This is a genomic window from Dyadobacter sediminis, assembly GCF_005860765.1.
Lineage (GTDB): Bacteria > Bacteroidota > Bacteroidia > Cytophagales > Spirosomataceae > Dyadobacter > Dyadobacter sediminis.
In genome coordinates, this window is sequence record NZ_VCEI01000011.1 from 990786 (window position 1) to 1016360 (window position 25575).

Here is a 25575-nt window from a genome sequence, read left to right on the forward strand (position 1 = left end):
TGACGCTTTTAACTTTCAAGCTTGTATGAACCATTTATTCCAGACCAACCTGCACCGGCGTTCCCGGTTTTCTCTTTTACCCGCACTTACTTTGCTGCTGGCCTTTTTCACGCTGAATACTTACGGCCATGGGCTGAAACCAATGGCTTCCCCGCTCGAAGGACGATGGGATATTACGATTGATGTTTCCGGAAAACCGTCTCCTTCGTGGCTGGAAGTGAGGCATTCCGGAACACATACGCTCGTCGGGCAGTTTACGGGGATTTCCGGAAGCGCCCGCCCTATTTCCGAAGTTCATTTCAAAGACGGCAAACTAAGCTTTGAAATTCCGCCGCAATGGGAAAAAGGCGATAAAAACCTGAGTGTGGAAGGAACACTCGCCGGGGAAAAATTGTCGGGCACACTCACAACACCTGATGGAAAAACCTATAACTGGAACGGCGTACGTGCGCCATCTCTGAGACGGCAGTCGCAGCCTTCCTGGGGAAAACCCATCAAACTAACTGAAGGAAATACAATTAAAGGCTGGCATGCAGCAGGTGAAAACCAGTGGATTGCGGAAAACGGCATTTTGCGCAGTCCGAAATCCGGTGCCAACCTGATTACGGATGAAAAATTCAATGACTTCAAACTGCATGTGGAATTCCGCATTCCGAAGGGAAGCAACAGCGGCGTATATCTGCGCGGCCGCTACGAAGTGCAGGTGACAGACAGCAAAGGCATGGAACCGGCACTGGATCAGCTTGGCGCCATTTACGGCTTTATCAGCCCCACAGAAATGATGGCCAAAGATCCGGGAGAATGGCAGTCATTTGACATTACACTGGTCGGAAGAATGCTGACGCTGGTTACAAATGGCAAAACGGTGATCTGCGGACAGGAAATTCCGGGCATTACCGGCGGCGCATTGGACAGCAACGAAGGCGAACCCGGCCCGTTGTACATTCAGGGCGATCATGGTCCTGTGGAATACCGCAATATTGTAATTACGCCTGCCAAATAACAGGTATAAAACTTTCTATAAAACGCAAAAAGCAGTCCAGAATGGCTGCTTTTTGCGTTTTAACGGCTTTTTACTTTCAACCAATTTCCGGCTCCGGACCACGGTGTTCCGCCACTTTGACAGCAGTGTTTATTTTTACAGGCTTTCCTTCCTTTGCCGACTGATAAATGGCTTCCATCAGCAAATGATCCTGCAGACCTTCTTCTCCCGGCGTAAAAGGCTTTGTGTTTTTTAAAATACATTCCGAGAAATGGTCTATTTCAGCAGCGAACTGATTGTTTTCTGCCATTCCGATATTTTCATGCAGTTCCAGTTTGCCATTTGCCCTGGCACTTGTAAGGTCCTGTCCTTTATAGGCATATGCTTTGTCCATGTTGAGCCAGCCCCGTTCGCAAAGTACGCGGTAACGGCGGCTTTCATGAACATTATAATGCGTGGCGCAGTTGGCAATCACTCCGTTCGGAAAGCGCATTTGCCAGGAAATAAATTCCTCCACTTCGGCAAACAACGGATTTCCGGGCGTACTGTATTGATAAGCAAATACTTCTGTCGGTTCTTCACCGAGGATAAAACGCGTTGTATTCAGGCAATACAGGCCAATGTCGGGCAAAGCGCCGCCTCCGGCCAGTTTCTTTTTGTGCCTCCAGTGATCCGGATTGGCGCTGCTCTGGCAATTGGCGGCTTCAATATATTTCGCCGGACCGAATTCTTTCTTTTGCAGCAATTCTCTCAATTTTCTGTTATGCGGCTGATACTGAATCCGGTATGCAATCATCAGTTTCACATTTGCCTTGTTGCACGCATCGATCATTTCGCGGCATTCTTCCGAAGTATTTGCCATCGGTTTTTCACACAGAATATGCTTTCCTGCCTTGGCGCCCCGTATAGTATATTCCTTGTGCATTCCGTTCGGCAAAACAATGTAAATGACATCGACGTCCTTATTGTTTTTAATCTGGTCGTATGTTTCGTAGCTGTAACAATTTTCCGGTTTCACACCGTATTGCGCGGCTACTTTCTGCATTTTGTCAGGCGTGCCGCTCACGAGCGCAGCCAGTTTTGATTTTTTACAGGTATGAAGGGCAGGTATAATCTCTTCCAAAGACAAATGTCCGAGTCCGACTATTGCATACCCGATGCGCTGATCCGGCGGAAGCGGCATCGGTACCGGTGCAGACTGCTGATCAAATTCCGATTTCCATTTTTCCAGCACGATCTGATCTTCGGGTTTGTATGGAACCATCGTTGCAGACGAAACCGGTTTTTTAACCGTCTGTGCAAAAATCCTGTTTTTACCGCTTGCAGCCACGATATTTCCCATTGCTCCGATTGCCGCATATTTTCCGGTCATGGATAAAAAACCTTTCCGGGAAATAATTTCCTTTTCGCTGATGTTTGTTGATGAAGTATCATTCAGTTCATTTTCTTTCATTATAAAAGTTACTTAGCTGTTGATAAAGGTTCCCATTGTTGGTATTTGGTACCAGGAAAAAATATTATACCCGACTGTCTGTAAATGTATATTTCTAACAGACTGAAAATTCTTGCAAAAAATCGATAGAGAACTAATTCACAACAGTTTGTAGCATCAGTTCATTTAAAAATAAAACTGGACAGAGAGTATACAAAAGTCCGGCTTATTGTTGTTAGCATGAGAGATTATCTATCTATGAGACTGGACGCTTTATGAGCAAGCACTTACACGAAAAAAGCTGCTGGACCGAAAATGCACCGGACGGCAGCGAACGCCATCTGTTTAAAATTCAGCATAAAGGTCTGGGCACCTACAGAATCCTGAAAGATCTTCATCCCGGCTTGCTGAATAAAAAAGCAGAAAATCAGTTTCGGCTATGGGATCAACAATGGAGTGCGATTTTAAGCCAGAACGACGTTCTTGTTTCCAAAACAAAAACGCCTGCACTTGCCGGAGAAGCTACTGCGAAAGCCAGAAAGGCAATTCAGGAAATAGAAGATATTGCCGTTGAATCAACTCCGATGCATCTTGGTGACCTGAGCTGGAACGCACTGACCGATCATTCTGCATTTCCGGAAACCGATCCCGCCGAGTTGCTGCAACGTGAATTGATGCATTTTGAAGAAATTCCCGAACCTGCGCTGCATGTCCCGCCCGAAAAGCCGGATGAGGCTGATTTTATCCCAGAGCTTACTTTCGCAGCCAGGAAATTAGGTTTTCTGGCAGATCGGAGCATAGCCAGGCAGCAGAAAAAATACCATGAAGCCATTGCCGAATGGGAAACACAAACTGTAAAGCTGAACCATGAAAATGACAATCTTCGGAAAATTTATCACGCTGAAAAAGCAAGGTTTGAAGCAGGCCGCCAGCAGCTGATTGCCAAATATGAGAAAGCGGGTATAGTTTGGAAAAGGAGAAAAACCGAATTTTACAGAAATCAGAATGAGCTGAATGCGTATGTCTCCGGTTTGCGCCAGTCTTACGCATATCACGAGCCGACAGCTGTCATTGCATACAATGAACTGATTCTGAATAATGTCGCATATCCTGCCGGCTTTCCGAAAGACTTTGATCTGGAATACAATCCGGAGACTAAAATGCTTGTTGCTGAATACATTTTGCCATCGCCTTTTCACTTTCCACTCCTGAAAGAGATCAAATACAACAGTTCAACAAAGGATTTTGAAAACCATTATTTGTCAAAGGAACAGCTTGCCGGGCTTTTTGAAACTACGCTCTATAAAATTACGCTGAGAGCCTTGCACGAGTTGTTTACTTTTGATGATGCACATGCCATTGATACCATTGTGTTTAATGGGTGGATTGAATCAGTAAATAAAAGAACACGTAAAACGGGTACCGAATGCATCTTATCGGTAAAAGCGGATAAAAGTAAATTTCAGAAAATCAACCTCACCAACATTGACCCGAAAACCTTGTTTGAAAATCTGAACGGAGCTGCGGCAAGTCGTTTGATCGATATGGTACCGGTAAACCCTATTGCTCAGTTGAATTTGTACGATAAGCGTTTTGGTCCGTCCCAAGGCGGCTTACTTTCACAAAATTACAATTTTGTTTGTGTTTGATTTAGAAATTTAGACCCAAGAACAGGCGGCTCCGCAGGAGCCTAACAATTGCATAACTTTTCTTACATACTCTACAAACAGAGGGCTCAGCAGGAGCCATATCACAGGCCCGGCAGGGCCTTCCTGTTTATAGCAGTGTTTGTCCATTTCCATAATCCTCACTCCTGCGGAGTGGCCTTGCCGAGAACAGGCGGCTCCGCAGGAGCCTAACAATTACATAACTTTTCTTCCATACTCTACAAACAGAGGGCTCAGCAGGAGCCATATCACAGGCCCGGCAGGGCCTTCCTGTTTATAGCAACGTGGTCAATTTATAGGTTTCTCACTCCGAAGGAGTGGCCTTGCCGAGAACAGGCGGCTCCGCAGGAGCCTTCTATTACATACATTCTACTGCATTTCCTACAAACAGTGGGCTCCGCAGGAGCCATGCCACAGGCCTGGCAGGGCCTTTCTGTTTATAGCAATGTTGTCCATTTCCATAATCCTCACTCCTGCGGAGTGGCCTTGCCGAGAACAGGCGGCTGCGCAGGAGCCTTCTCCTCATTACCCTTTTAATCCACATCATTTTATTATTGTATTTTCACTAATTTGCAATTACCATTTCCCAAGCTGACATTATCCTATGAAAAATATACTTCTTCTGCTCTTGTTACCACTTCTGTTAACGTCTGGCTTGCATTTCTTTTACAGAGAATATGAGTCTTTGCCAAGGACTGAGCCGGAAAGTATAACCATGTGCAGCTCAGGATCCGGAATAAGCGTTAGTACCGATGCAAACGGCAAGTTTGTTACGGAATTGCCGGGATGGGGAAAGTATGCTTATCCTGTTTCAACTTCAAAAGACAGTGCACAATTCTACTTTAATCAGGGATTGAACCTGTATTACAGCTATCATATGAAGGAAGCACTGGCTTCTTTCAGAGAAGCTGCCCGTATTGATCCCGGCTGTTCGATGGCATTCTGGGGACAAGCACTGGCCATGGGACCCTATTACAATGCGGCACATACCTATAGAATGCCCGCCGAAGTACCGCCTGTCTTACAGCAGTTCACTCAGGTTTCGGACAATGCAACCGCAAAGGAAAAAGACCTGATGCAAGTCATGACGCTTCGATACTCCGCAGATGCTTCGGACACTAAACGAAAAGAATTGAATCTTGCATATGCTTCGGGTATGCGTAAACTGGTTGAAAAATACCCCGAAGATCACGATATCAGAATGTTGTACGTGGATGCGGTTATGCTTATTCATGCCTGGGATTTCTGGAACAGTAACGGATCAGCAAAAGAATGGACCGGTGAACTTGTTCAACTATGCGAAGGCACTCTCAGGAAAAACCCGGATCACCCTGCCGCACTGCATTATCATATTCATCTTACCGAGGCATCACACCATCCCGAAGTTGCGCTGCCAAATGCCGACAAGCTTAAAAATCTTTTTCCGGGCGTTGCACATATGGTGCATATGTCGAGCCATGAGTATCAACGAAACGGAATTTATGCGAGCGGCGTTGAAGTAAATGATCTTGCCGACAGCAACCTGCTGCTTTATAATTCCCTTGCAGCGCATCTTTCACTGAACAAACACAGTGCGCATTATTTTGCCGTGCAGACTTACTGTGCCATGAGCGGCGGCATGTACGAAACAGGTATGCGTGACGCATTTCGATGCCGCAATACAGTTTCGCCGAGCCATGAAAATACCTACGATCAGTATTTGTATATGCTGCCTTCGCTTACGCTTGTCCGTTTAGGCAAATGGGATGAAATTCTGAAAGACAGTACAATTCCTGATGCAAGCTGGTCATACGCATTACTGCTTCATCATTTTTCCACAGGGATGGCTTACGTAAATACTGGCCGCATGGAAATGGCGAAGAAAGAGCTGGCCGATTTACAGATCAATGCAAAAGACGAAATCCTTAAAAAGCGCCGGATTCCTTTTAATGCACCGCTTCCAATTGCACACATTGCAGAAAATATATTGAATGCCAGTATTTTATATGTTGAACAAAAATCTGATGCTGCAATTGCATCTCTGAGGAATGCAATTGAAATAGAAGATAATCTGATCTATACCGAGCCGAATGACTGGCCTCTTCCGGCACGACAATACTTGGGTGCTATCTTGTTAAAGATGAAAAAGCCTTTGGAAGCCGAAAAAGTTTACCGTGAAGATCTGATCTGGAACCCGGGAAATGGTTGGTCGCAGATCGGATTGCACCGTAGCCTGGAGATGCAGAAGAAAAATGAAATGCTTGCTAAACTGAAATCCGGTTATAAAAAGTCATTTTCCCATGCCGAAGTAATTCCGCCCGCGTCTGTGTATATGAACTTGTAATTTAACTTCTAACAGACTGACGTTCTATTAAGGCTGCTCCAACGGAGCAACGCTTAACAAGGCACGAGGTCATTTGCTAGAAACAGTCAGCTCCGCTGGGCTGATCGTTTAACCGCGGGGCGGTTTCCTGCTTATAGAACGTAGTTTGTGAAAGTAAACCCTCAACTCCGGATGGAGTGGCCATTTGCAATTGCATGGAGGCTATGCCAGAGCTAGATTTTATACAACAGTTCTGATTGTATCAAAAGGCAGAATATCATAATAAGAACAGTATTTTTTCTAAAAAAATATCTTTCCTGAAAGCTCAGGAAAGATATCTGCATTATTTACTCAACGTTCCTCTATTACTTAACCTTCAAACTCGTACATCAATCAAACAAAAAAATAATTGATGCCTTCATAAGCCCTGGTTCAGAATATTATTCAAATATGGTCACCCGGAATTTAATATTAAAAATGCGATGAGCCAACGGCAGTACTGGTTGAACTTACGGATTCAGAAAGTAGTTTTGACGATTTTTGTCTTCTTGATTGTTGATGCTGATAAAACGGATCTTCATGCTTATATTTAAGTTCGATTTATAAATTATTCCTATTTTTAATTAATTTCTTACAGAATGAACCGTAGAGAAGCTGTTCAAACATTAACCTTCCTGCTGGGAGGTACGATATCTGCTCCCCTGATGGCCGGCATCATGGGTGAAAAACTCAATTTCGGTCCATCGGTGGAAGTTACAGACCAGCAGGAAGCTTTACTGGCAGAAGTTGCGGATGTAATTATTCCCACAACTGGAACGCCCGGAGCCAAGGCAGCCGGTGCAGAAAAATTCATTACCCGCATCATGCGCGATTGCTATAAAGAAGAAGATCAGAAGAAATTCTATGACGGACTTGAAAAAGTGAACGGACAAAGCAAGGAAGTTTACGGAAAAGGATTCACCGAACTGGACGCCGCGCAGAAGATCGATATTGTGAAACGCACTACTGTTTCAGACAAACCTTTCTTTTTACAAATGAAAGGCCTTACGCTGACGGGATATTTTACTTCTGAAGTCGGCGCAACGCAGGCGCTTGACTACTTGCCGGTTCCGGGCAGATTTGATGGAAGCTGGCCCATGCCGAAAGGTCAGAAAAGCTGGGCGCTGTAACCTGTAAAAACTATCCGGCAGATTGTCATCCAACCCACTTAAATAATGACCATTCATGACAATCAATGACAACTGAATAACAATTCATACCCATTGATTACAATTCATGACAATCCATGACAACTAAATGACCATTCATGACAATCCATGGCCACTAATGACAATCGCTGATCAATACCAATAAAAAAACTCTTAATAAATGGCGAATTTAAATATTGACGCAGTAAAAGAAGTTACATACGATGCCATCGTCATCGGTTCGGGTGTTTCCGGCGGATGGGCGGCAAAAGAACTTACGGAAAAAGGCCTGAAAGTGCTGATGCTTGAAAAAGGCAAGAACCTCGAACACGTGTCGGGTTACGAAAATGCCATGAAAGCGCCCTGGGAAACCAAGTATAACGGCAGGCTTACCGTAAAACAGATTGAAACACACCCGTTCCTTTCCCGCGATTACCCGTATAATGAACTTACGGAAAAGTACTGGATGAACGATATGGATTCGCCGTACGAAGAAAAGAAGCGCTTCGACTGGTTCCGGCCCAATATCGTGGGCGGAAAATCCATTATGTGGGGACGCCAGTCGTACAGGCTGAGCGATATCGATTTCGAAGCCAACCTGAAAGACGGCATTGCGGTCGACTGGCCGATCCGTTATAAAGATATAGCGCCATGGTATTCATATGTTGAAAAGCACGTTGGAATTTCAGGTGAAAAACTGGGACTCCCACAGCTTCCCGACAGTGATTTTATCCCGCCGATGGACATGTATTTTGTGGAAAAAGAAGTTCGCAAACGCCTTGAAAAACAATTTCCGGGACGTACAATGACCATTGGACGTGTTGCCAACCTGTCGCAGCCGACCAAAATACAGCTGGAAGGAGGCCGTGCTCCGTGCCAGTACCGCAACCGCTGCGCACTAGGCTGTCCGTACGGCGCCTATTTCAGTACGCAGTCGAGTACACTTCCGCCGGCTGTAAAAACCGGCTTGCTTACCTTGCGTCCGGATTCGGTTGTAAGGGAAATTATTTACGACAATAAAAAAACGTCCGGCGGTACAAACGGAAAAGCAACGGGCGTGCGCGTAGTAGATACTGTTACACTTCAGGAAAAAGAATATTTTGCCGGATTGATTTTTGTTTGCGCAAGTGCGCTTGCTTCCACTGCACTTCTGTTAAATTCCACTTCCGACCGTTTTCCTAACGGTATGGGAAATGATTCGGGTGAGCTTGGCCACAATTTGATGGATCACCATTTCCGCACTGGTGCAAGCGGCGTTTGGGAGGGCGATCTGGACAAGTACTACTTCGGACGCCGTGCGAACGGAATTTACGTGCCGCGTTACCGCAACATCGGTTCTGACAAGCGCGATTACCTGCGCGGATTTGGTTACCAGGGCGGCGGCGGCCGTCAGGGATGGCAGCGGAACATTGCCGAACTTGCTTTCGGAGCGGAATTCAAGGAAGAACTGACAACTCCGGGCAACTGGACCATGGGTTTTGGCGGTTTTGGCGAAACTTTGCCGTACCATGAAAATTACATGTACCTGAACAAGAACAACAAGGACAAGTTCGGAATGCCGGCTGTTGTATTCGACGCTGAACTTCGTGAAAACGAGAAAAAAATGCGTGTCGATATGATGAACGATGCAGCCGAAATGCTTGAAAAATCAGGTATTAAAAATGTAAAAACCTATGATAACGGATCTTACCTCGGCATGGCGATCCACGAAATGGGAACAGCCCGGATGGGACGCGATCCGAAAACGTCAGTACTCAATGGCTTCAACCAGATTCATGCGGTTAAAAACGTATTTGTAACCGACGGCGCGGCCATGACCTCGGCGTCATGCGTGAACCCGTCGCTGACTTACATGGCATTGACTGCACGTGCTGTCGACCATGCGGTGAAGGAATCCAAAAAGAAGAATATCTAAACTTTTCATTGCCTGCCGGATCTCAACAGCCGGCAGGCTTTTTTTATCCTACGGCAATCAGTTAAAATGATCAGAACTGCAGATTTCTACTAATTTGCAGCTCTGATCATTTTTTTAATCTCGTATTCATGGATCAAGTATTACAAATCAGTGCTGCCCGAAGAGCAACTTTACTCATTTTCCTCGTTTGCGGAATCGGCCTTTCAAGCTGGGCTCCAATGGTTCCTTTTGCAAAAATCTCGCTCGGACTCAATGATTCCGATCTCGGCGTTGTGCTTCTTTCGCTGGGTGCGGGCGCCATTTTCACCATGCCGCTGACCGGAATCCTGATCAATAAATTCGGAAGCAGAAGAATTGCGCTGATCGCCGCTTTTATCATCGCCCTGTTGCTTCCTATGCTGCTGATGGCAAAGAATTCGTGGCAGCTGGCTGCTGCGCTGTTTGTTTTCGGTGCCGGGATCGGGTGCATTGATGTTTCCATGAATGCACAGGCTGTCGTTGTTCAGGAACGTCACGGAAGCCACATCATGTCTTCTTTTCACGGCATGTTCAGCCTGGGCGGCTTGATTGGTTCCATTGGTCTTGGCTTTCTCATTAAAGCAGGCTTGTCCCCTACGGTTGCTGCGGTCAGTATTTCGGCTTTACTGATCCTGATTGCTGTGACGCAATCCAGGTATTTGCTTCCGCATTCGGAAGAAGCACAAATAGACAGTACGGGCTTTCAGTTACCAAAAGGTCCGGTTCTGTATCTGGGGCTAATGTGTTTTGTACTATTTCTTGCCGAAGGTTCCATGCTCGACTGGAGTGCTGTATTTCTGCAGTTTTCAAGAAACTTTGATCCGTCGCTTTCCGGCGTCGGTTATGCTGCATTTTCGGTCGCCATGGCAGTTATGCGTTTGACCGGCGACAAAATCATTCACCGCATTGGCCCTGCCAAAGTAGTGTTCTACGGCACCATGCTGGCCGGTTCCGGATTTCTGCTGGCCGTTCTGGTACCTTCGGCTTTGGCTGCCATTGCCGGCTTTGTACTGGTCGGACTGGGCGCGGCCAATGTCGTGCCTGTGTTTTTCACAGCAGCCGGCAGTTTTCCCAACATCCCTCCTTCCATTGCCTTGTCGGCCGTTACAACGCTGGGTTATTCCGGGCAGCTTGTCGGGCCTGCATTCATCGGCTTTATTGCGGAGATTACTTCGCTATCCATAGCTCTGGGAATCGTCGGCGCCTTGCTTTTTATCGTTGCGTTCACATACAGGCATCGCGAATGATCTGTCGCCAGCCTCCATTTATACCTTTTTGCATCAGATCATAAATCAGTAGATGACAAATACCAGCCGGCTTTTCTTCAAAATGACTTTCAATTTACGAATGAAAAAAATTACAGTGCTGATCTGCATCTGCTTATGTGCCGCTTCTCTCTTTGCCCAGACGGTTAAAAAAGAAGATTTCTGGTGGAAGAAAAATAATCTGCGCGTTATACAGATGAACCTTCCGGCGTACGAAGGAGCCACTATTCATGCAGATTCCATCGTGGCCGATCTGGAAAAGTATTCGGCCAATACGCTGCTCATCAATGCAGGCGGGATCATGGCGTTTTACCCGACCAAGCTTGACTTTCACTATCAGAATCCTTACTCCACAGACAATTACATTCTTGGAGATGTCATCCGGAAATGTCATGAAAAGAACATCCGGGTCATTGTACGGTTTGATTTCAGCCGGGTGCATGAAAGCATTTTCAAGGCGCATCCCGACTGGTGCTATATTTCGCCAAAAGGCGAGCGGATCATCAATACCGATATGTATGTGGTTTCCATCAATGCACCTTATGTTCAGGAAAAAGCTTTTAAAATCATTGAAGAAGTCATCAGTCTTTTTCCGGTAGACGGGATTTTTCTGAACATGCCGGGATATCAGGTCAATAACCCGTATGAAGGCAAATACCACGGCATTGACCAGAATGATTACGATAAAAAACGTTTTACAGCATTTTCAGGAGGGATGAAGTTACCAACGGAGGAAAACAAGGCGGATACTTTGTTCCAGAAATACCTTGAATTCAAAAAGCAAACCGTTGAAGACTGGTCTGAAAGGCTGCACAAGCTGGTGAAATCCAGAAACAGCCAGATTGCAATCTGTACTTATTCAGACAAATTTGTGGACATTATCCGCCATGAATCGCAAAGCATGACTACGCTGCCTTACTGGCCTTATACCGCTTCGGACAACGTTGCGAATGCCGTGAATTCTTTTCCGGAACATATTATCAGCAATGCCAGTATCCAGCAGATTTCATTTCAGTCGCGCTACAATGCCGTCGAACCACAGGAAGTCCAGATCAGGCTTTACGAAAATATTGCGAATGGCTCCGGGCTGGACCTGAGCATGATGGGCGACATGCGCGGCTATGAAGATGAACGAAATTATGACGTAATCCGGACAGTATACGCTTTTCATAAAAAAAATGAGCCTTATTTCGGAAAGTACCAGTCCGTTGCCAAAATAGCCGTTATCGCGCCCGGTGCATGGCCCAGCGGCGAGCCGATGCAGGAATACCGCGGCATCCAGCTGATGTTAAAGGAAGCGCATATTCCCTTTGATATTATAGAAGACGGACAAATCGCACATCTGGCAGAGAAGGTGAAAAATTATAAATTACTGATCCTGCCGGAAATTACGTACCTGAAACCGGAATCCCTTGAAACGCTGAAACAGGCAAGCAGACAAGGCACCCATTTGATTGCAACAAGCCGCAGCCTGTTCGACAGTCCTGAAACCTTGCAGGAATTGTTCGGAGCCAAAATTGAAAAGAAAGACAATGACGGCGCAGGCAATTACCTTGTTCCGGACGATAGAAGGATCTTCAAAAGATTTCCGGGACAAAAAATGCTTTTCTGGAAATTCAATCTTGGATTATACGATCTGAAAGGAGCAGATCAGCAGCTGCTTCCGATCCTTGCCAAAGGTCGTCCGGGCCCGCCTGAAATCATCGGCGGCCACGATCTGACGGGTTATCATGCCATGGGAATTAAAAATCATGGAAAGAGCAAAGCGGTCATTTTTCCCGTAAATCTTGGAAAGTTATACTATGTACATGGTTATCAGGAGCATAAGAATTTACTTCTGGATGCAATCGACTATATTCTGCCCGAGGCCAAAGAAACCATACAGACCAATGCACCGGCGCGTGTGGAAGTCATCGTAAAGGAATTTGTAAAAAATACGGACGCCAGCCGGGAGAAGAAAACGAGCGACGGCATGATTCTTCATCTTGTCAATCTCACGGGTTTCAGCGGTAACACCTATTTTGAACCTTTGCCGCTTTATCATCTTGAATTCAGGATCAAATCGGAAAAAATGCCGAAGAAAGTGTTCGCATTAGCAAACGGGCGAGCCGTTAAATTTCAAACCAAAGACGGTTTTATCCATCTTGAACTGGACAAACTGGAAGGATTTGAAGGCATTGTCATGGAATGGAACTGAAATCTGTCAGCTATTCTGATATCACTTAAAGGTAACTCAGCCATGGAGAACGTTTGCGGGCTTTCAGTTCACCAAACCACTTGCATGGAAAATACATGAGCCCAACAACAGCGATCCATACCAGATATACGTAACCCAGTTCGTAGCCGAAATCGGCTGGCCGAAATTTAAAAAACAGATCGGGGGCCGTGGCCTGCTGCCAAGTATAGCCGGATGAAAGCACCGCAATCATCGTCAGGGTATGGATGAGGTAAAAATGACCTAGAAAGTAAAAAAACGGCACTCTGCCGTAAACGGTTAAAATCCGGGCAATACGGTTGCTGCTGTTTTCCGTAAACGCAAGCAGAATAAGCAACGGACCTTGCGTGATCAGTGTAAAAAGCAGTGAAGGCGGGTATTTGGTAACGTTCAGAAAGGAAAGGAAAGTCCTTGCTCCCGTTTTTTGTCCGGACCAATGCACAGGGTCGCCATAACCGTTTGCAAACCTTAATCCTACAAACAATACCACGGCAGCAAGGCCTGCTAAGATCAGGATCTTTTGTCTTTTCGCTTTCGGAAAACTGCTTTTGTAAAGCGTTCCGAGGCCATAACCCACAAGCATATGTCCGGCCCAGGGCAGAATCACGTACATAAATGCCAGCATGCCGCCGTCGCCCCGCGGATAAAACCTTGCACCGCCTGTCATCAGAATTCCGAGAAAAATGTCCAGTGCCGAATTGGGAGTAAGCTTGATATAATCCAGCAGATTATGGCCAAACAAAATGACCATTCCAATTATCAAAATGGTTTTCGGACTGAAAAACCGGATCAGCAGTCCGAGTAAAAGCATACTGCATCCAAGCGACCAGAGCACAGCCAGAAACGTCGTTTTGAACGTTATATCAAATGAAAAGGCAAAGGTCATGAAAGTTATTTCCACGATAATGAGCCAGAATCCGCGTTTGATCAGAAAAGCGGAACTTTCCGAAGTGCTTTTATTTTGTCCCGACAAGTATGCAGAAATACCGGAAAGCAATAAAAAAGACGGTGCGCAGAAATGTGTGATCCATCTTGTAAAAAAAAGAGCAGCCGTTGTCGTTTGCGGATCGAGAGGATCGGCTGTGAAAGCAGTAATGTGAAAATAGTCACGGACATGATCCAGCGCCATAATGACCATGATGGCGCCGCGAACGGTATCGATGGAACGGATACGCTGACTGATTCCGGCAGTACTCATGCAATGGATCTGTTTAAAGAAACGGATGATTATGCAGTAAAAGCAACGCAGTAAAACGATTTACTTGCCATAAACTGCCTACAATATTCAGCTGAACATACCGCCGGCAGATACGCTTCGGCCTGATTGCATCAAAAGCCAAATTATGAAAATAACTGATAAACCGGCTTCAAAAACAAAACCAGATAACCTTACAGATCACCTGGTTTTATCAAGCTTTTCAAAAAATGGACTTTACTGATTTTCCCTGATTCCTTGAAGGCCTTTCGTCCACCTTGCAATTCCATCCAGCATGGTTTTTGCCGCTTTTACCGAAGTTTCATTCGCGACAAATTCTCCCTGTTCATTGATGTTATTGATAAAGAATGGGAAATTGACAGCTTCGGTCAAGGGCACCATTTTTAGCGTGGCCAGATCGCCTTTCAGACTGTTTGCCGCGCGAGTACCCGCGCTTACGCCTCCGTAGCTTACAATACCGGCCGCCTTGAAATGCCATTCCTGAACCAGGTATTCCAGTGCATTTCTCAACGGAGCGGGATAATTGAAATTATACTCTGCAGTCACGAAAATAAAGGCATCGGCTTCATCAATGGTTGCACTCCATTTTTTGGTATGCTCATGTTCATACTTGCGCATGGCCGGATGGTTCGGCTCGTTCATCATCGGCAGGTCCAGTTGGCCGAGATCGAGTAATTCTACTTCAAAACTGCCGTGCTGGCGTGCAACTTCCAGAATCCATGCTGCTACCAAAGGGCCTTTTCTGCCCGGTCTTACAGTGGACGAAATAACTTTAAGCTTGTACATAAATCAGTTTAATTGTTTTAATTGGCCGGGCCGAATTCACCATCGGCGATAATCATTACTTCTTCGCTGAGCATCGGTGCAGGAAATTTCGGACCGATACCGAAATCAGCTCTTTTTACAGTTCCGGTCGCACGGAAACCGGCAACTGGTTTTTTACTCATCGGGTTCGTAACGGTTCCGCGGTGCGTAAGTTCCAGTGTTACGGGTTTGGTAACGCCGTGCATGGTCAGATCGCCGGTTACCTGAAATTTGTCCTTGCCTGCACTTTTAACCGTGTTACTCTTGAAAGTAATTTCCGGATTTGCCGCTGCATCAAAAAAATCGGCTGATTTCAGGTGTTCATTGCGTTTGTCCACACCCGTATTAATGGATTCGGTTTTTGCGGTAAGTGCAAATATGGCATCGCTGAAATCCGGTTTGGAGGCCGTGATCGTTGCATCAAAGTCGGTAAATGCACCGGAAACGGTGGAAACGCCCAAATGCGTGATGTCAAATTTTAGTTGCGAATGTGCCTTGTCGCTTTTCCAGACAGATTGTGCGGAAACAAAAAGGGAGCAATTCAGGAACAGGAATACAAGTACAAGCTTTTTCATATGGATGGATTGTTTAGAGGTTAAAAAACTGTTTTACAATAACGCTGCACCAAATACGCCCGCACTGTCGCCCAGCTTCGGTTTCAGGATCGGGGTTGTAATCACACCTTTGTTGAAAATGTATTTCCGTATGCGTTCATAGCCTTCCGTATAAAGTAGATCGATGTTGCCTACACCGCCTCCAATGACGATCAGTCCCGGATCAAGTACGTTGGTCAGCGTGGAAATCGCTCTTCCGTAATATTCCAGCAGTCGTTCGATTGTTGCTACCGCATGCTCATTTTTACCTTCCTGATACGCTTCCAGAATCTCTTTCAGGGAAAGCCTGCTACCACTAGTACGCTCGTAGAAACGTTCAAGTGCCGGACCTGAAATAACTTGTTCCACGCAGCCTGATTTTCCGCAGTAACACGGCTCGCCGTTCTCTTCCAGAATGTTATGTCCCCATTCGCCTCCGATACCGTGATGACCCGCAATGATTTTGTTATTTACGACCAGTCCGCCGCCAACGCCTGTTCCCATGATGACGCCAAAAACAACTTCTGCCGCAGGATAATCCTTTCCGGCACCCATCAAAGCTTCTGCCAGTGCAAAGCAATTGGCGTCATTGGCAAGCTGGACCGGAATACCAAGTACTTTTTCAAGATCTGCTTTCAGCGGCTGTCCGTTCAGGCAAATGGTATTGGAATTCTTCATCAGCTGCGAATCCGGTTCCAGTACGCCCGGCGTTGCAAAACCTACTTTGGAAGGTTTTTCCTGCACCTCACCGGAAACCATATCGATCAGTTTTTTGATCTGAGACAAGATATGTTCATAACCACGGGCCGATTCTGTCGGAAGGCGCATACGGGCTACCACTTCCAGATTTTTATCCGCATCCAATACAGCACATTCGATCTTCGTGCCTCCTAAATCAATTCCCCAGAGCTTCATTTACTAATTAACGTACTTTATAAAATTTATAACCAAACAAGAAAATCATGAAATAGCATAGAATCGGAAGATAGTATGCGGCTGCAACATCGTATTCCGCCACGGCGCCCATTGCAAACGGGAAAACCGCTCCGCCCACAACGCCCATGGAAATAAAGGAAGAAGCCTGCTGTGTATGTGCGCCCAGGTTCTTGAGGCCAAGACTGAAGATCGTCGGATACATGATGCTAATGAAGAAATTGATCATCAGCAAGGCAATAAACGAAGGCCAGCCGAAGCTTTGTGCAATGATCACACACATCAGGATATTACCCAGTGCAAATATGGCCAGCAAGGTCGGAGGTGCAATGAAGCGCATCAAAAAAGTACCTGCAAAACGTCCTACAAGCAGCATGCCCATGAACAAAACCATGTAATTTCCCGCAGTAGCATCTGAAAAGCCCATTTTCTCATGCCCGTAGTTGATAAAAAACGCCCACGTTCCGCCCTGTGCCGCTACATTAAAGAATTGCGCAATAACCGCCCAGACAAAATGCCTGTGCTGGATCAGGCTTTTGCCCGGTGCCGAATCGGTATTTGCTGCATCCGGATCTGTCTCAGCCATGTGCGGATCGATCAGTTCCGGCACTTTTACAAAAGCAAAGCTGATCGCAATTAAAGAAATTACACTGCCGATTGCGATGTACAGCATTTTTACAGAAGTAAGGTCCGTGCTGCCTTCTACATTGCTTCGTAACAGGAAATAAGAACCGATTGCCGGCCCCAGTATGGCGCCCAGTGCGTTAAAAGACTGTGCAAAATTAATCCGCTGATCGCTTGTGCGCTGATCGCCGAGTGCGGCTACAAACGGATGCGCAACGGTTTCAAGCGTGGAAAGCCCGCAGCCCAGAATGAACAGGGCAATTCCGAAATAGGTAAAAGATGCCGCTGCCGCCGCAGGCACAAAAAGGAATGCACCGGCTGCAAAAAGCGAAAGTCCGAGCAGTACGCCGTTTTTATAACCAAATCGTTTCATAAACAATCCGGCCGGAATACCCATTACAAAATAAGCGCCGAAAATGGCAAACTGAACGAATGCCGATTGCGTTTTGGTCAGGCTGAGAACATGCTGGAAGTGCTTGTTGAGAACATCGGCCATCGTAATGGCAATTCCCCAGAACATAAAAAGGGAAGTAACGAAAATAAAGGTCAGCAAATATTTATTTTCGGTGAATTTGGCTGCTGATTTTGTAACCGGCGGGGAATAGGTGCTCATTTAGCTGAATAGTAGATTAAAAGGTATGTAGATTCTAATGTTGCAAATGTAAATTAGAGAAATTTAAAAACTGAATCCAATCAAAGTTTGTAACATCATGGCCGCCCGGACGTATATGGAACCCGACTTGTGCATAAACTGATTGATTCAGAGCCGGAAATACGGTTCCGGGGAATCCTTTGGTACCCAAAAATTTGTAAACCGCATCTGAAGCTTTTGCCGTTTCAAATTCTCCTTCCGGATCAGAATTGACATCGCCCTGCGCCGTTGCCAGATAAACCGGCCGGGGCGCAATCAGCGCCAGTACAAAATGCTGGTCAAACGGAAGTTGCTGATCCTTGTCCATGTACCGGGAAAAACTTTTGGCAAACCAGTGCGGAAATACAGTACATAACCTGCGTATATTTTCACCGGTTCCGCGCCTGAACTGCTTTCCGCCGCCCGCACCCGATTCGTTGCTCAGCACCATGGCAAAGCGCTCGTCCGTTGCGCCGGCCCAGAGGGCAGCTTTTCCCAGCCGGGAAAAACCGAAAACCGCCACGTTCTTCGCATCAATGTCCTTGTCCGTTTCCAGATAATCCATTCCCCGGCTCAGCGCCCAGGCCCATGCAGCCATCGTACTGAAATTATCCTCCCGGTTCTGCAGTTCCGGAAAAAGCGTATGAACGCCTGTTTGAAACATTTCTTCCTTCCGGTCCGAAGCAATTTCCTCGCGGTACAGGGTTACCAAAGCGAATCCCGCATCCATCATACTGTCCAGCGGCCATTGCGCCGCATTTTTACCGCGGCAGGCTTCTGTTGCTTTTCCGTTTACTGCACAGGGAAACATTTTACTGCTTTCCACCCAGACATTCGTCAGCTTTATGCCCGGATCGTTATGAATTGCATGATTTCCGAGAAAGTTAAGCCCGATGATGGCCGGAACCGGCTGTTTTGCTTTGTTCGGAATGTACATCAACAGGTCAAAACTAGCTTCTTTTCCTTTTTCCTGCATGTGTACCGTAATCTGTTTCCGGGTTGCCTTTCCGTTCAGTGCATTTTTGTCCGTGTCGAAAACGTCAAACCGCATTTTTTCCGGACGTCCCGGCGAAGTGCCGTACATCTGCGTAGTCAGGATTTGCAGGATTTCCTTTCGCCGCTGCTTCCATTCGCCCGCAGATTTTACTTTCCCGCCATTGTTAAAGACTAAAGGGTCAGGCAATGTTCCGGATAATTCCTGGGCGAAAGCCGGAAAAGCCAGCAACAGGATCATCAAAGCGCAAGGAAACTTTTTCATAGCCATAACCGATGCAGAATAGTAATTTGAGATCATTATTTTTTGCTGAAATACTCATTCATAAACAACAGCTGATACTTGACGGCATGGTTCCAGTACGGCCAGTTATGTGCGCCCGGCTTGGTGATATAATCGTGCGGAATGTTGTTATACAATAGCTTTTCGTGCAGCTTTTCATTTACCTTGTAAAAGAAATCCTCGGTTCCGCAGTCGATAATCAGCGCAAGTGCATTGGGCTTCAGCAGATGCAGCATATTGATGACCGTATGCTGTTCCCATCTTTCAGGCTGTTCGGCATAAGAACCGAGTCTTTGTGCCATTTCCCAATTGTTCGGAAACGGCCGGATATCGACACCGCCGCTCATACTTCCGGCAGCACCGAAAACATCCTGATGCCGGAAAGCCAGATACAATGCGCCGTGACCGCCCATGCTCAAACCGGTAATGGCACGCCCTTTCCGGTCTTTTACCGTTTTGTATTTGCTGTCAACCCAGCTTACAAGTTCTTTGGAAACGTACGTTTCGTATTGCGACTGGGCATCCACCGGACTGTCCCAGTACCAGCTGCTGTAACCACCGTCCGGACATACAATGATCATATGGTACAGATCGGCTGCTGCCTGAAAACCGTTGGCCTTTGTAACCCAGTCGGCATAGTTACCGCTATAGCCATGCAGCAAGTATACAACCGGAAATTCTCTGGAAGCATTGTACTGATCCGGTTTGATAACAACAGCTTTAACCGACTTCTTCATGGCATTGCTGTAAGTTTCCACCGTATCGACCGAGGCAGCCATGGAAATGGAATAGACACCGAACAGGAAAGCAAGCAGCATTAATGTTTTTTTCATTGTAACCGGATCAATCTTTTTGTTACTGTTTTGAGAAAAATCTCTACAACTTGAAGCAAAATTGCTTATTAAAAGATTCAATATTGTAGAATTCTGGGAAAATATAAGGATTTATTTAAACGTATAATCTGTGGCACCTAAATTGATACAAATGATTTTATTACAAACAACTCAAACACAATAATACAATGGGAAATTTACTTTATACAATCGCTGTCATTCTGGTCATTCTGTGGCTGATTGGATATTTCGGTTTTGCAAGTTTCGGACTTGGAAACATCATTCACGTACTTCTTGTAATTGCCGTTATTGCAATCATTCTTCGTTTGATCCGCGGCGACAGAGTTGTGTAAAAAACCATTCATATAGCAACGCCCGGAACCTGTGTTTTCAGCAAGGTTCCGGGCTTTTCTTTTTTTGTTACCTCCACGTAGATACCGCACGTACCCAAAAATTGGCATAATTGTTTTTACTTTCAGCCATAATAGACGTCGCAATAAACTGTTAAAATCCTGATGATGAATACAGATAACGAAAACCAGAACCCAATACCGACATTGGTCAATGCAGCATTTGCAAGCAAAACAGAAGCACAGAAAGCTTATGACGAACTGATATACCGCGGTTATACGCCGGAAGAAATCAGTGTAGTGATTTCTGATGAGACGCATCGTATCCATCATTCCGGTACTGATCAAGAAAGTACAGCATCTTCGGGCAAAACGATGGAAAAGGCCGGAATCGGTTCTGCAATCGGTGGAACAGCCGGCGCAATTGCCGGAGCGGTGGCTGCCATTGGAACTGCGGTCGTAATCCCTCCGTTGGGAATTGCTGTTGCCGGACCTCTGCTGGCTGCACTGACAGGCGCCGGAGCCGGGGGTGTAACGGGCGGAATAATTGGTGCATTGTCGGCATCGGGCTTCTCGAAAGAACATGCTGATGCTTATGAATCCGGAATCAAAGACGGCGGCGTTATCTTATCTTTCAAGCCGAGAACTATTGAAGACCGTATTGAAATCATCACAGCCTGGAACAATCACGGTGCCCGGCAGCTGCACGGAAACGAAATTTATACAGTCTGAAAATTTATCTTTTTGTGAATCATTTTGATTTGAATACGTTCTATGCTTATTTCCACTTGCGGAAAACCGTAATCCGTAGAGAATAAACGGGCATAACAACAATATTAATGACGCACGAAAAGGTATTCCAACGCAAAGACGGAAGTCAGGTCAAAGTATCGGTATGGTTATATGTACATCAGAGCCAGTGTAACTGGGGGTACCTTATTTTTGTGAAAGAAGCCGGTACTGAAAGGTGGTTTGACCCGTTCAGTGACCGCGATTACATACTCCGGATTGTAACGCCCAAGATCAGCAAAGGTTCCGAAACGGATTCTTTTGACAATTACGTTACCAAAAAAGAAATCCTTCAAACTAAAATGGAACTCTGGGAAATGATCAAGCCGAATTAAGCATACCGGTGCTTTCAGAGCAGGTCTTTTATTATTACCCAAACGTTCTCCGCCAGAATTTTATGTCCTTCCGCAGTCGGATGGATTCCGTCCGGCAGATTGAGCTTTGCCTCGCCTCCTACTCCTTCCAGTAAAAACGGGATCAGGGTTATATCATTCTTTTTGGCAACATCTGCATAAACTTCACGGAAATCGGATGCATATTTCCGTCCCAGATTCGGCGGGATCTGCATGCCGGCCAGTACCCGTTTTGCTTCCGGGTATTTTGCATGGACTTTATCCAGAATGGCCTGTAAATTCCTTTTTGTTTCCGAAACCGGAATCCCGCGCAAGCCATCGTTTCCTCCCAGTTCCAGTATAAAAACGTCCAGCGGCTGTTTCAATAGCCAGTCGATCCGGCTGTTTCCGCCTGAAGTCGTTTCGCCGCTTACACCGGCATTGATTACCTTATAGTTCAGGCCCAGCGAATCAATGCGTTTCTGGATCAGCCCGACGAATCCCTGCTGCGGATCGTCCAGCCCGTATGCAGCCGTCAGGCTGTTACCGAAAAATACGATTGTTTTTCTTTTCTCGGCCGGTGCCTTTGCTTCGGCAGGATTATTGATGACTTTATCGGAGGCGTTTTCCTTGTTTTCGCTTTTGCATGAAAAAAGCAGCGCAGCAACGACAACAAACTGGAACAGTAACCCGGAAAATTTCATATGGAATATACTAGTTAAAAATTTCTAAAAAGACGCGTGTTAAAAACGCGTAACGGCACACAAGCCGCTTATTTAGTTTTAAACGCCGTTTACACTATATTTATACGCCACACGGGTCAAAAGAACCAAATTAGGCTGAAAGCAGGTTTCCGGAACCGGAACTTCTGCGGATGTAAATTTAATAACAATTGATGGATACCATACTCGATCTGAAACAGGTAAGTAAAATATATAAAAGTGGAGAACGTACCCTGACCGTTCTGGATAATATCCATTTCTCCATAGCAGCACAATCCACATTATCCATTGTAGGACCTTCCGGAAGCGGAAAAACGACATTGCTCGGTTTGTGCGCCGGACTCGACCGGTCTACTTCCGGAACGGTCGAACTGCACGGAACGAAATTGAACGGGCTGAACGAAGACCAGCTTGCGGCAGTCCGGAACCGGTATGTCGGTTTTATTTTCCAGAACTTTCAACTGTTGCCGACACTGACAGCCCTTGAAAATGTGATGGTTCCGCTTGAACTCCGGGGCGAAAAAAACATCAGGCCGCGTGCACTGGACTTGCTTGATAAAGTCGGGCTTGCAGAACGCAGTCATCATTATCCAACGCAACTCAGCGGCGGCGAACAGCAGCGCGTTTCGCTGGCACGCGCATTTTCCAATCAACCGCGTATTTTATTTGCCGACGAACCGACCGGAAATCTCGATGCCGAAACAAGCGAGAAGGTTGTGAAGCTGCTTTTTGACCTGAACAGAGAAGCCGGCACCACACTGGTGCTCGTCACGCATGACCTTGACCTTGCTGCAAAAACGCAGCGCATCATCCAAATCAAAGGCGGCAAAATTGTTGAATAAACAGAAAAAATGAATCAGAATAAACTGAATTTTCCGTGGCTGCTGCAAATGGCATGGCGCGACAGCCGCAAAAACCGTTCACGCCTGCTGCTGTTTATTTCATCGATCATACTTGGCATAGCTGCACTGGTTGCCATTTATTCACTCGGCGACAACCTCAGACAAAACATTGACGAACAGGCTGCAACGCTTATTGGTGCTGATCTTGCATTGTACGGCAATAAACCTGTAACAGGCAAATCCAAAGCCTTTGTGGATTCCCTAAGCAAAACCCGCTCGGAAGAACGAAGCTTTGCGTCCATGATCTACTTTACAAAAGGCGGCGGCAACCGGCTTGCGCAGGTAAAAGCCATGGAAGGCGGTTATCCCTATTACGGAAAGTTCGAAACGGTTCCGGTTACGGCCGAAAAAACCTTCCGCACCAGAAAAGAAGCTTTGGTGGATCAGGCGCTGATGCTGCAATATCAGGCGAAAGTCGGGGATTCCATTAAAATCGGAGAAGTAACGTTCGGCATTGCAGGAATTCTGGAAAAAGCACCGGGCTCCACGGGACTGACGAGCACTGTTGCGCCTACGGTTTACATTCCGATGCAATACCTTAAGCAGACCGGACTGATGCAGAAAGGCAGCCGCGTTGCATATCGGTATTATTTCAGATTTCCTGCGAATGTAAATGTTGAAAAACTTGCCAAAAAACTGGAACCCCGATTCGAAGCATTCGATCTTGATTACAAAACCGTGCAGGGTCAAAAAGAAGATACGGGAAGATCTTTCAAAGATTTGACCCGGTTTCTGGCGTTGGTCGGTTTTGTGGCATTGCTGCTTGGCTGTATCGGCGTGGCGAGCGCCATTCATATTTACATCCGCGAAAAGCTCAGTTCCATTGCCATATTAAGGTGTTTGGGTGTAAAAGCCTCGCAGGCATTTCTGATTTATGTGATCCAGATCGCATGCATAGGCATTCTGGGATCCGTACTCGGTGCTGTCCTCGGCACTGCAATCCAGCAGTTTTTGCCTTTGGTCATCAAAGACTTTCTGCCGTTTGAGCTCACGACGGACATTTCCTGGCAGGCTATCGGGCAGGGACTTGCCATTGGCGTGCTGATTTCCATTTTGTTTGCACTGCCGCCGCTTGTTTCCATTCGCAAGGTTTCCCCGTTGAACGTACTCCGGTCTTCAGCCGATGCGGCCAATCCTGCCAAAGATCCGCTTGCATGGGCATTATACGGTCTTATTGTTCTGTTCATTTTCGGGTTTTCCTATCTGCAAATGCGTACGTGGACCGAAGCGCTGATTTTCACCGGTGGCATACTGGGTGCATTTCTGATACTTTATGCAACCGCAAGTCTGCTTACATGGCTTGTGCGGAGGTTCTTCCCGGCTTCATGGAGTTATTTGTGGCGGCAGGGACTTGCCAATCTGTACCGTCCCAACAACCAGACGGCCATTCTGATCGTTTCCATCGGACTGGGGACTGCGCTTGTTTGTACGTTGTTTTTTACACAGGATATATTGTTGCAGCGCGTTCAGCTTTCCACCAGCGGCAATCAGCCGAACATTGTCCTTTTTGACATTCAGAATAACCAGAAAGAAGCCGTACTTGCCATAGCAAAGGCACAGCATGTTCCGGTTAATCAAAGCGTTTCCATTGTTAACATGCGGCTGGAAGAAGTCAATGGCCGTACTGCAGCCGACTTTGAAGGCGATACAACAGCCGAACAGTCGCGGCGCATTTTCGGACGGGAATACCGCGTTACTTTCCGGGACTCAACGACTTCCACCGAAAAAATCACCAAAGGAAAATGGCAGGGCGTTTATCATCCTTCTTCTGCGTTCATCCCGATTTCGCTCGAAGAAGGCTTTGCCAACAGAAGCCGGATCGAACTGGGCGATACGATGGTCTTTAATGTGCAGGGAACCATGATGTCAACGGTCGTTTCCAGTTTCCGCGAAGTTAACTGGGGCGAAGTCCAGACGAATTTTCTGGTAGTTTTTCCAAAAGGCGTGCTCGAGGAAGCGCCGCAGTTTCATGTGATGCTCACGCATGTGCCCGATCCGCAGACGTCCGCTTCTTTTCAGCAGGCCATCGTACGGCAGTTTCCCAACATTTCCATCATTGACCTTGCACTTGTACTGCGCGTTCTGGACGATATCTTTAACAAGATAGGCTTTGTAATCCGTTTTATGGCGGGTTTCAGCATCCTGACCGGCATCATCGTTCTCATTGCATCCGTGCTGATCAGCAAATACCAGCGCTTGCAGGAAAGTGTGCTTTTAAGGACGCTGGGAGCCAGCCGGAAACAGATTTTCGCCATTACTGCACTCGAATATTTTTTCCTCGGCTCACTGGCCGCATTAACGGGAATTCTGCTTTCGCTTGCCGGAAGCTGGTCACTGGCAAAGTTCAGTTTTGAAGCGGAATTCAAGCCTGATGCATGGCCGGTAATTGCCGTATTCCTGTTCGTTTCGCTGATGACGGTATTGATCGGACTTGTCAACAGCCGCGGTATTTTGTCGCGGCCGCCGCTGGAAGTTCTGCGTCAGGATGTCTAGATTATTAACATAGACAGCAAACCCTGAAACTTGGAAATCTGCAAAATCCCGCGATTTTCCGTTTGTGGAATTAACAATTTGTTAAAACAGGATT

General features: G+C 46.4%; 21 protein-coding genes. 12 read left to right on the forward strand and 9 right to left on the reverse strand.

Going from position 1 to position 25575, the window contains the following annotated elements; translation table 11 throughout:
* Positions 1–25 precede the first annotated feature (25 nt).
* Positions 26–1003, forward strand: coding sequence for a 3-keto-disaccharide hydrolase (locus FEM55_RS04845; RefSeq protein WP_138280157.1), 978 nt, complete (start codon positions 26–28; stop codon positions 1001–1003).
* Positions 1004–1079: 76 nt separating this feature from the next.
* On the opposite strand, the gene FEM55_RS04850 is transcribed toward FEM55_RS04845, so the two are convergent.
* Entirely contained in the window at positions 1080–2435 is a 1356-nt protein-coding gene (locus tag FEM55_RS04850) for a Gfo/Idh/MocA family protein (RefSeq protein ID WP_138280158.1), read from the reverse strand.
* 254 nt (positions 2436–2689) lie between these two features.
* Here FEM55_RS04850 and FEM55_RS04855 point away from each other — a divergent pair, with 254 nt between their 5' ends.
* The 6 genes from FEM55_RS04855 to FEM55_RS04880 all read left to right on the forward strand — a co-directional run bounded on the left by FEM55_RS04855 (position 2690) and on the right by FEM55_RS04880 (position 12965).
* Positions 2690–4063 (forward strand): hypothetical protein, encoded by a 1374-nt coding sequence (locus FEM55_RS04855; RefSeq protein ID WP_138280159.1) that lies wholly within the window; start codon positions 2690–2692, stop codon positions 4061–4063.
* Between the two features lie 733 nt (positions 4064–4796).
* Entirely contained in the window at positions 4797–6404 is a 1608-nt protein-coding gene (locus FEM55_RS04860; RefSeq protein ID WP_229209093.1) for a tetratricopeptide repeat protein, read from the forward strand.
* A 617-nt stretch (positions 6405–7021) separates the two neighbouring features.
* Positions 7022–7552, forward strand: coding sequence for a gluconate 2-dehydrogenase subunit 3 family protein (locus tag FEM55_RS04865; RefSeq protein WP_138280161.1), 531 nt, complete (start codon positions 7022–7024; stop codon positions 7550–7552).
* Positions 7553–7751: 199 nt separating this feature from the next.
* The gene (locus FEM55_RS04870; RefSeq protein WP_138280162.1) at positions 7752–9485 is read left to right on the forward strand and encodes a GMC oxidoreductase; all 1734 of its coding nucleotides are present in this window, start codon (positions 7752–7754) and stop codon (positions 9483–9485) included.
* Between the two features lie 128 nt (positions 9486–9613).
* Positions 9614–10750 carry an MFS transporter gene (locus tag FEM55_RS04875; RefSeq protein ID WP_138280163.1) on the forward strand — a complete coding sequence of 379 codons (1137 nt, stop codon included), beginning with the start codon at positions 9614–9616 and terminating at the stop codon, positions 10748–10750.
* A 100-nt stretch (positions 10751–10850) separates the two neighbouring features.
* On the forward strand, positions 10851–12965 hold the full coding sequence (locus FEM55_RS04880; RefSeq protein WP_138280164.1) for an alpha-amylase family protein: 2115 nt from the start codon (positions 10851–10853) through the stop codon (positions 12963–12965).
* A 25-nt stretch (positions 12966–12990) separates the two neighbouring features.
* Here FEM55_RS04880 and FEM55_RS04885 read toward each other — a convergent pair whose 3' ends face one another.
* The 7 genes from FEM55_RS04885 to FEM55_RS04915 all read right to left on the reverse strand — a co-directional run bounded on the left by FEM55_RS04885 (position 12991) and on the right by FEM55_RS04915 (position 19893).
* Positions 12991–14181 (reverse strand): acetyltransferase domain-containing protein, encoded by a 1191-nt coding sequence (locus FEM55_RS04885; protein ID WP_138280165.1) that lies wholly within the window; start codon positions 14179–14181, stop codon positions 12991–12993.
* 234 nt (positions 14182–14415) lie between these two features.
* On the reverse strand, positions 14416–14985 hold the full coding sequence (locus FEM55_RS04890; RefSeq protein WP_138280166.1) for an NADPH-dependent FMN reductase: 570 nt from the start codon (positions 14983–14985) through the stop codon (positions 14416–14418).
* Between the two features lie 17 nt (positions 14986–15002).
* Positions 15003–15578: a YceI family protein gene (locus FEM55_RS04895; RefSeq protein WP_138280167.1), complete on the reverse strand. Its 576-nt coding sequence runs from the start codon at positions 15576–15578 to the stop codon at positions 15003–15005.
* A 33-nt stretch (positions 15579–15611) separates the two neighbouring features.
* Positions 15612–16511 (reverse strand): ROK family protein, encoded by a 900-nt coding sequence (locus FEM55_RS04900; RefSeq protein ID WP_138280168.1) that lies wholly within the window; start codon positions 16509–16511, stop codon positions 15612–15614.
* Positions 16512–16518: 7 nt separating this feature from the next.
* Positions 16519–17766, reverse strand: a complete 1248-nt coding sequence (fucP, locus tag FEM55_RS04905) for an L-fucose:H+ symporter permease (protein ID WP_138280169.1) — start codon at positions 17764–17766, stop codon at positions 16519–16521.
* Between the two features lie 34 nt (positions 17767–17800).
* Positions 17801–19042, reverse strand: coding sequence for a glucuronyl esterase domain-containing protein (locus FEM55_RS04910; RefSeq protein WP_138280170.1), 1242 nt, complete (start codon positions 19040–19042; stop codon positions 17801–17803).
* A 35-nt stretch (positions 19043–19077) separates the two neighbouring features.
* Positions 19078–19893 (reverse strand): alpha/beta hydrolase, encoded by an 816-nt coding sequence (locus tag FEM55_RS04915; protein WP_138280171.1) that lies wholly within the window; start codon positions 19891–19893, stop codon positions 19078–19080.
* 188 nt (positions 19894–20081) lie between these two features.
* Here FEM55_RS04915 and FEM55_RS04920 point away from each other — a divergent pair, with 188 nt between their 5' ends.
* The 3 genes from FEM55_RS04920 (at position 20082) to FEM55_RS04930 (ending at position 21367) form a co-directional block, all read left to right on the forward strand.
* Positions 20082–20246: a lmo0937 family membrane protein gene (locus tag FEM55_RS04920; protein ID WP_109673765.1), complete on the forward strand. Its 165-nt coding sequence runs from the start codon at positions 20082–20084 to the stop codon at positions 20244–20246.
* A 162-nt stretch (positions 20247–20408) separates the two neighbouring features.
* The gene (locus FEM55_RS04925) at positions 20409–20975 is read left to right on the forward strand and encodes a hypothetical protein (RefSeq protein WP_229209094.1); all 567 of its coding nucleotides are present in this window, start codon (positions 20409–20411) and stop codon (positions 20973–20975) included.
* A gap of 107 nt (positions 20976–21082) precedes the next feature.
* Positions 21083–21367 carry a hypothetical protein gene (locus FEM55_RS04930; RefSeq protein ID WP_138280172.1) on the forward strand — a complete coding sequence of 95 codons (285 nt, stop codon included), beginning with the start codon at positions 21083–21085 and terminating at the stop codon, positions 21365–21367.
* Between the two features lie 14 nt (positions 21368–21381).
* Here FEM55_RS04930 and FEM55_RS04935 read toward each other — a convergent pair whose 3' ends face one another.
* The gene (locus tag FEM55_RS04935; RefSeq protein ID WP_138280173.1) at positions 21382–22068 is read right to left on the reverse strand and encodes an arylesterase; all 687 of its coding nucleotides are present in this window, start codon (positions 22066–22068) and stop codon (positions 21382–21384) included.
* Between the two features lie 191 nt (positions 22069–22259).
* Here FEM55_RS04935 and FEM55_RS04940 point away from each other — a divergent pair, with 191 nt between their 5' ends.
* Together FEM55_RS04940 and FEM55_RS04945 are read left to right on the forward strand one after the other, a co-directional pair.
* Positions 22260–22928, forward strand: a complete 669-nt coding sequence (locus tag FEM55_RS04940; RefSeq protein WP_138280174.1) for an ABC transporter ATP-binding protein — start codon at positions 22260–22262, stop codon at positions 22926–22928.
* Between the two features lie 9 nt (positions 22929–22937).
* Positions 22938–25481 carry an ABC transporter permease gene (locus FEM55_RS04945; protein ID WP_138280175.1) on the forward strand — a complete coding sequence of 848 codons (2544 nt, stop codon included), beginning with the start codon at positions 22938–22940 and terminating at the stop codon, positions 25479–25481.
* The last annotated feature ends 94 nt before the right edge of the window (positions 25482–25575 follow it).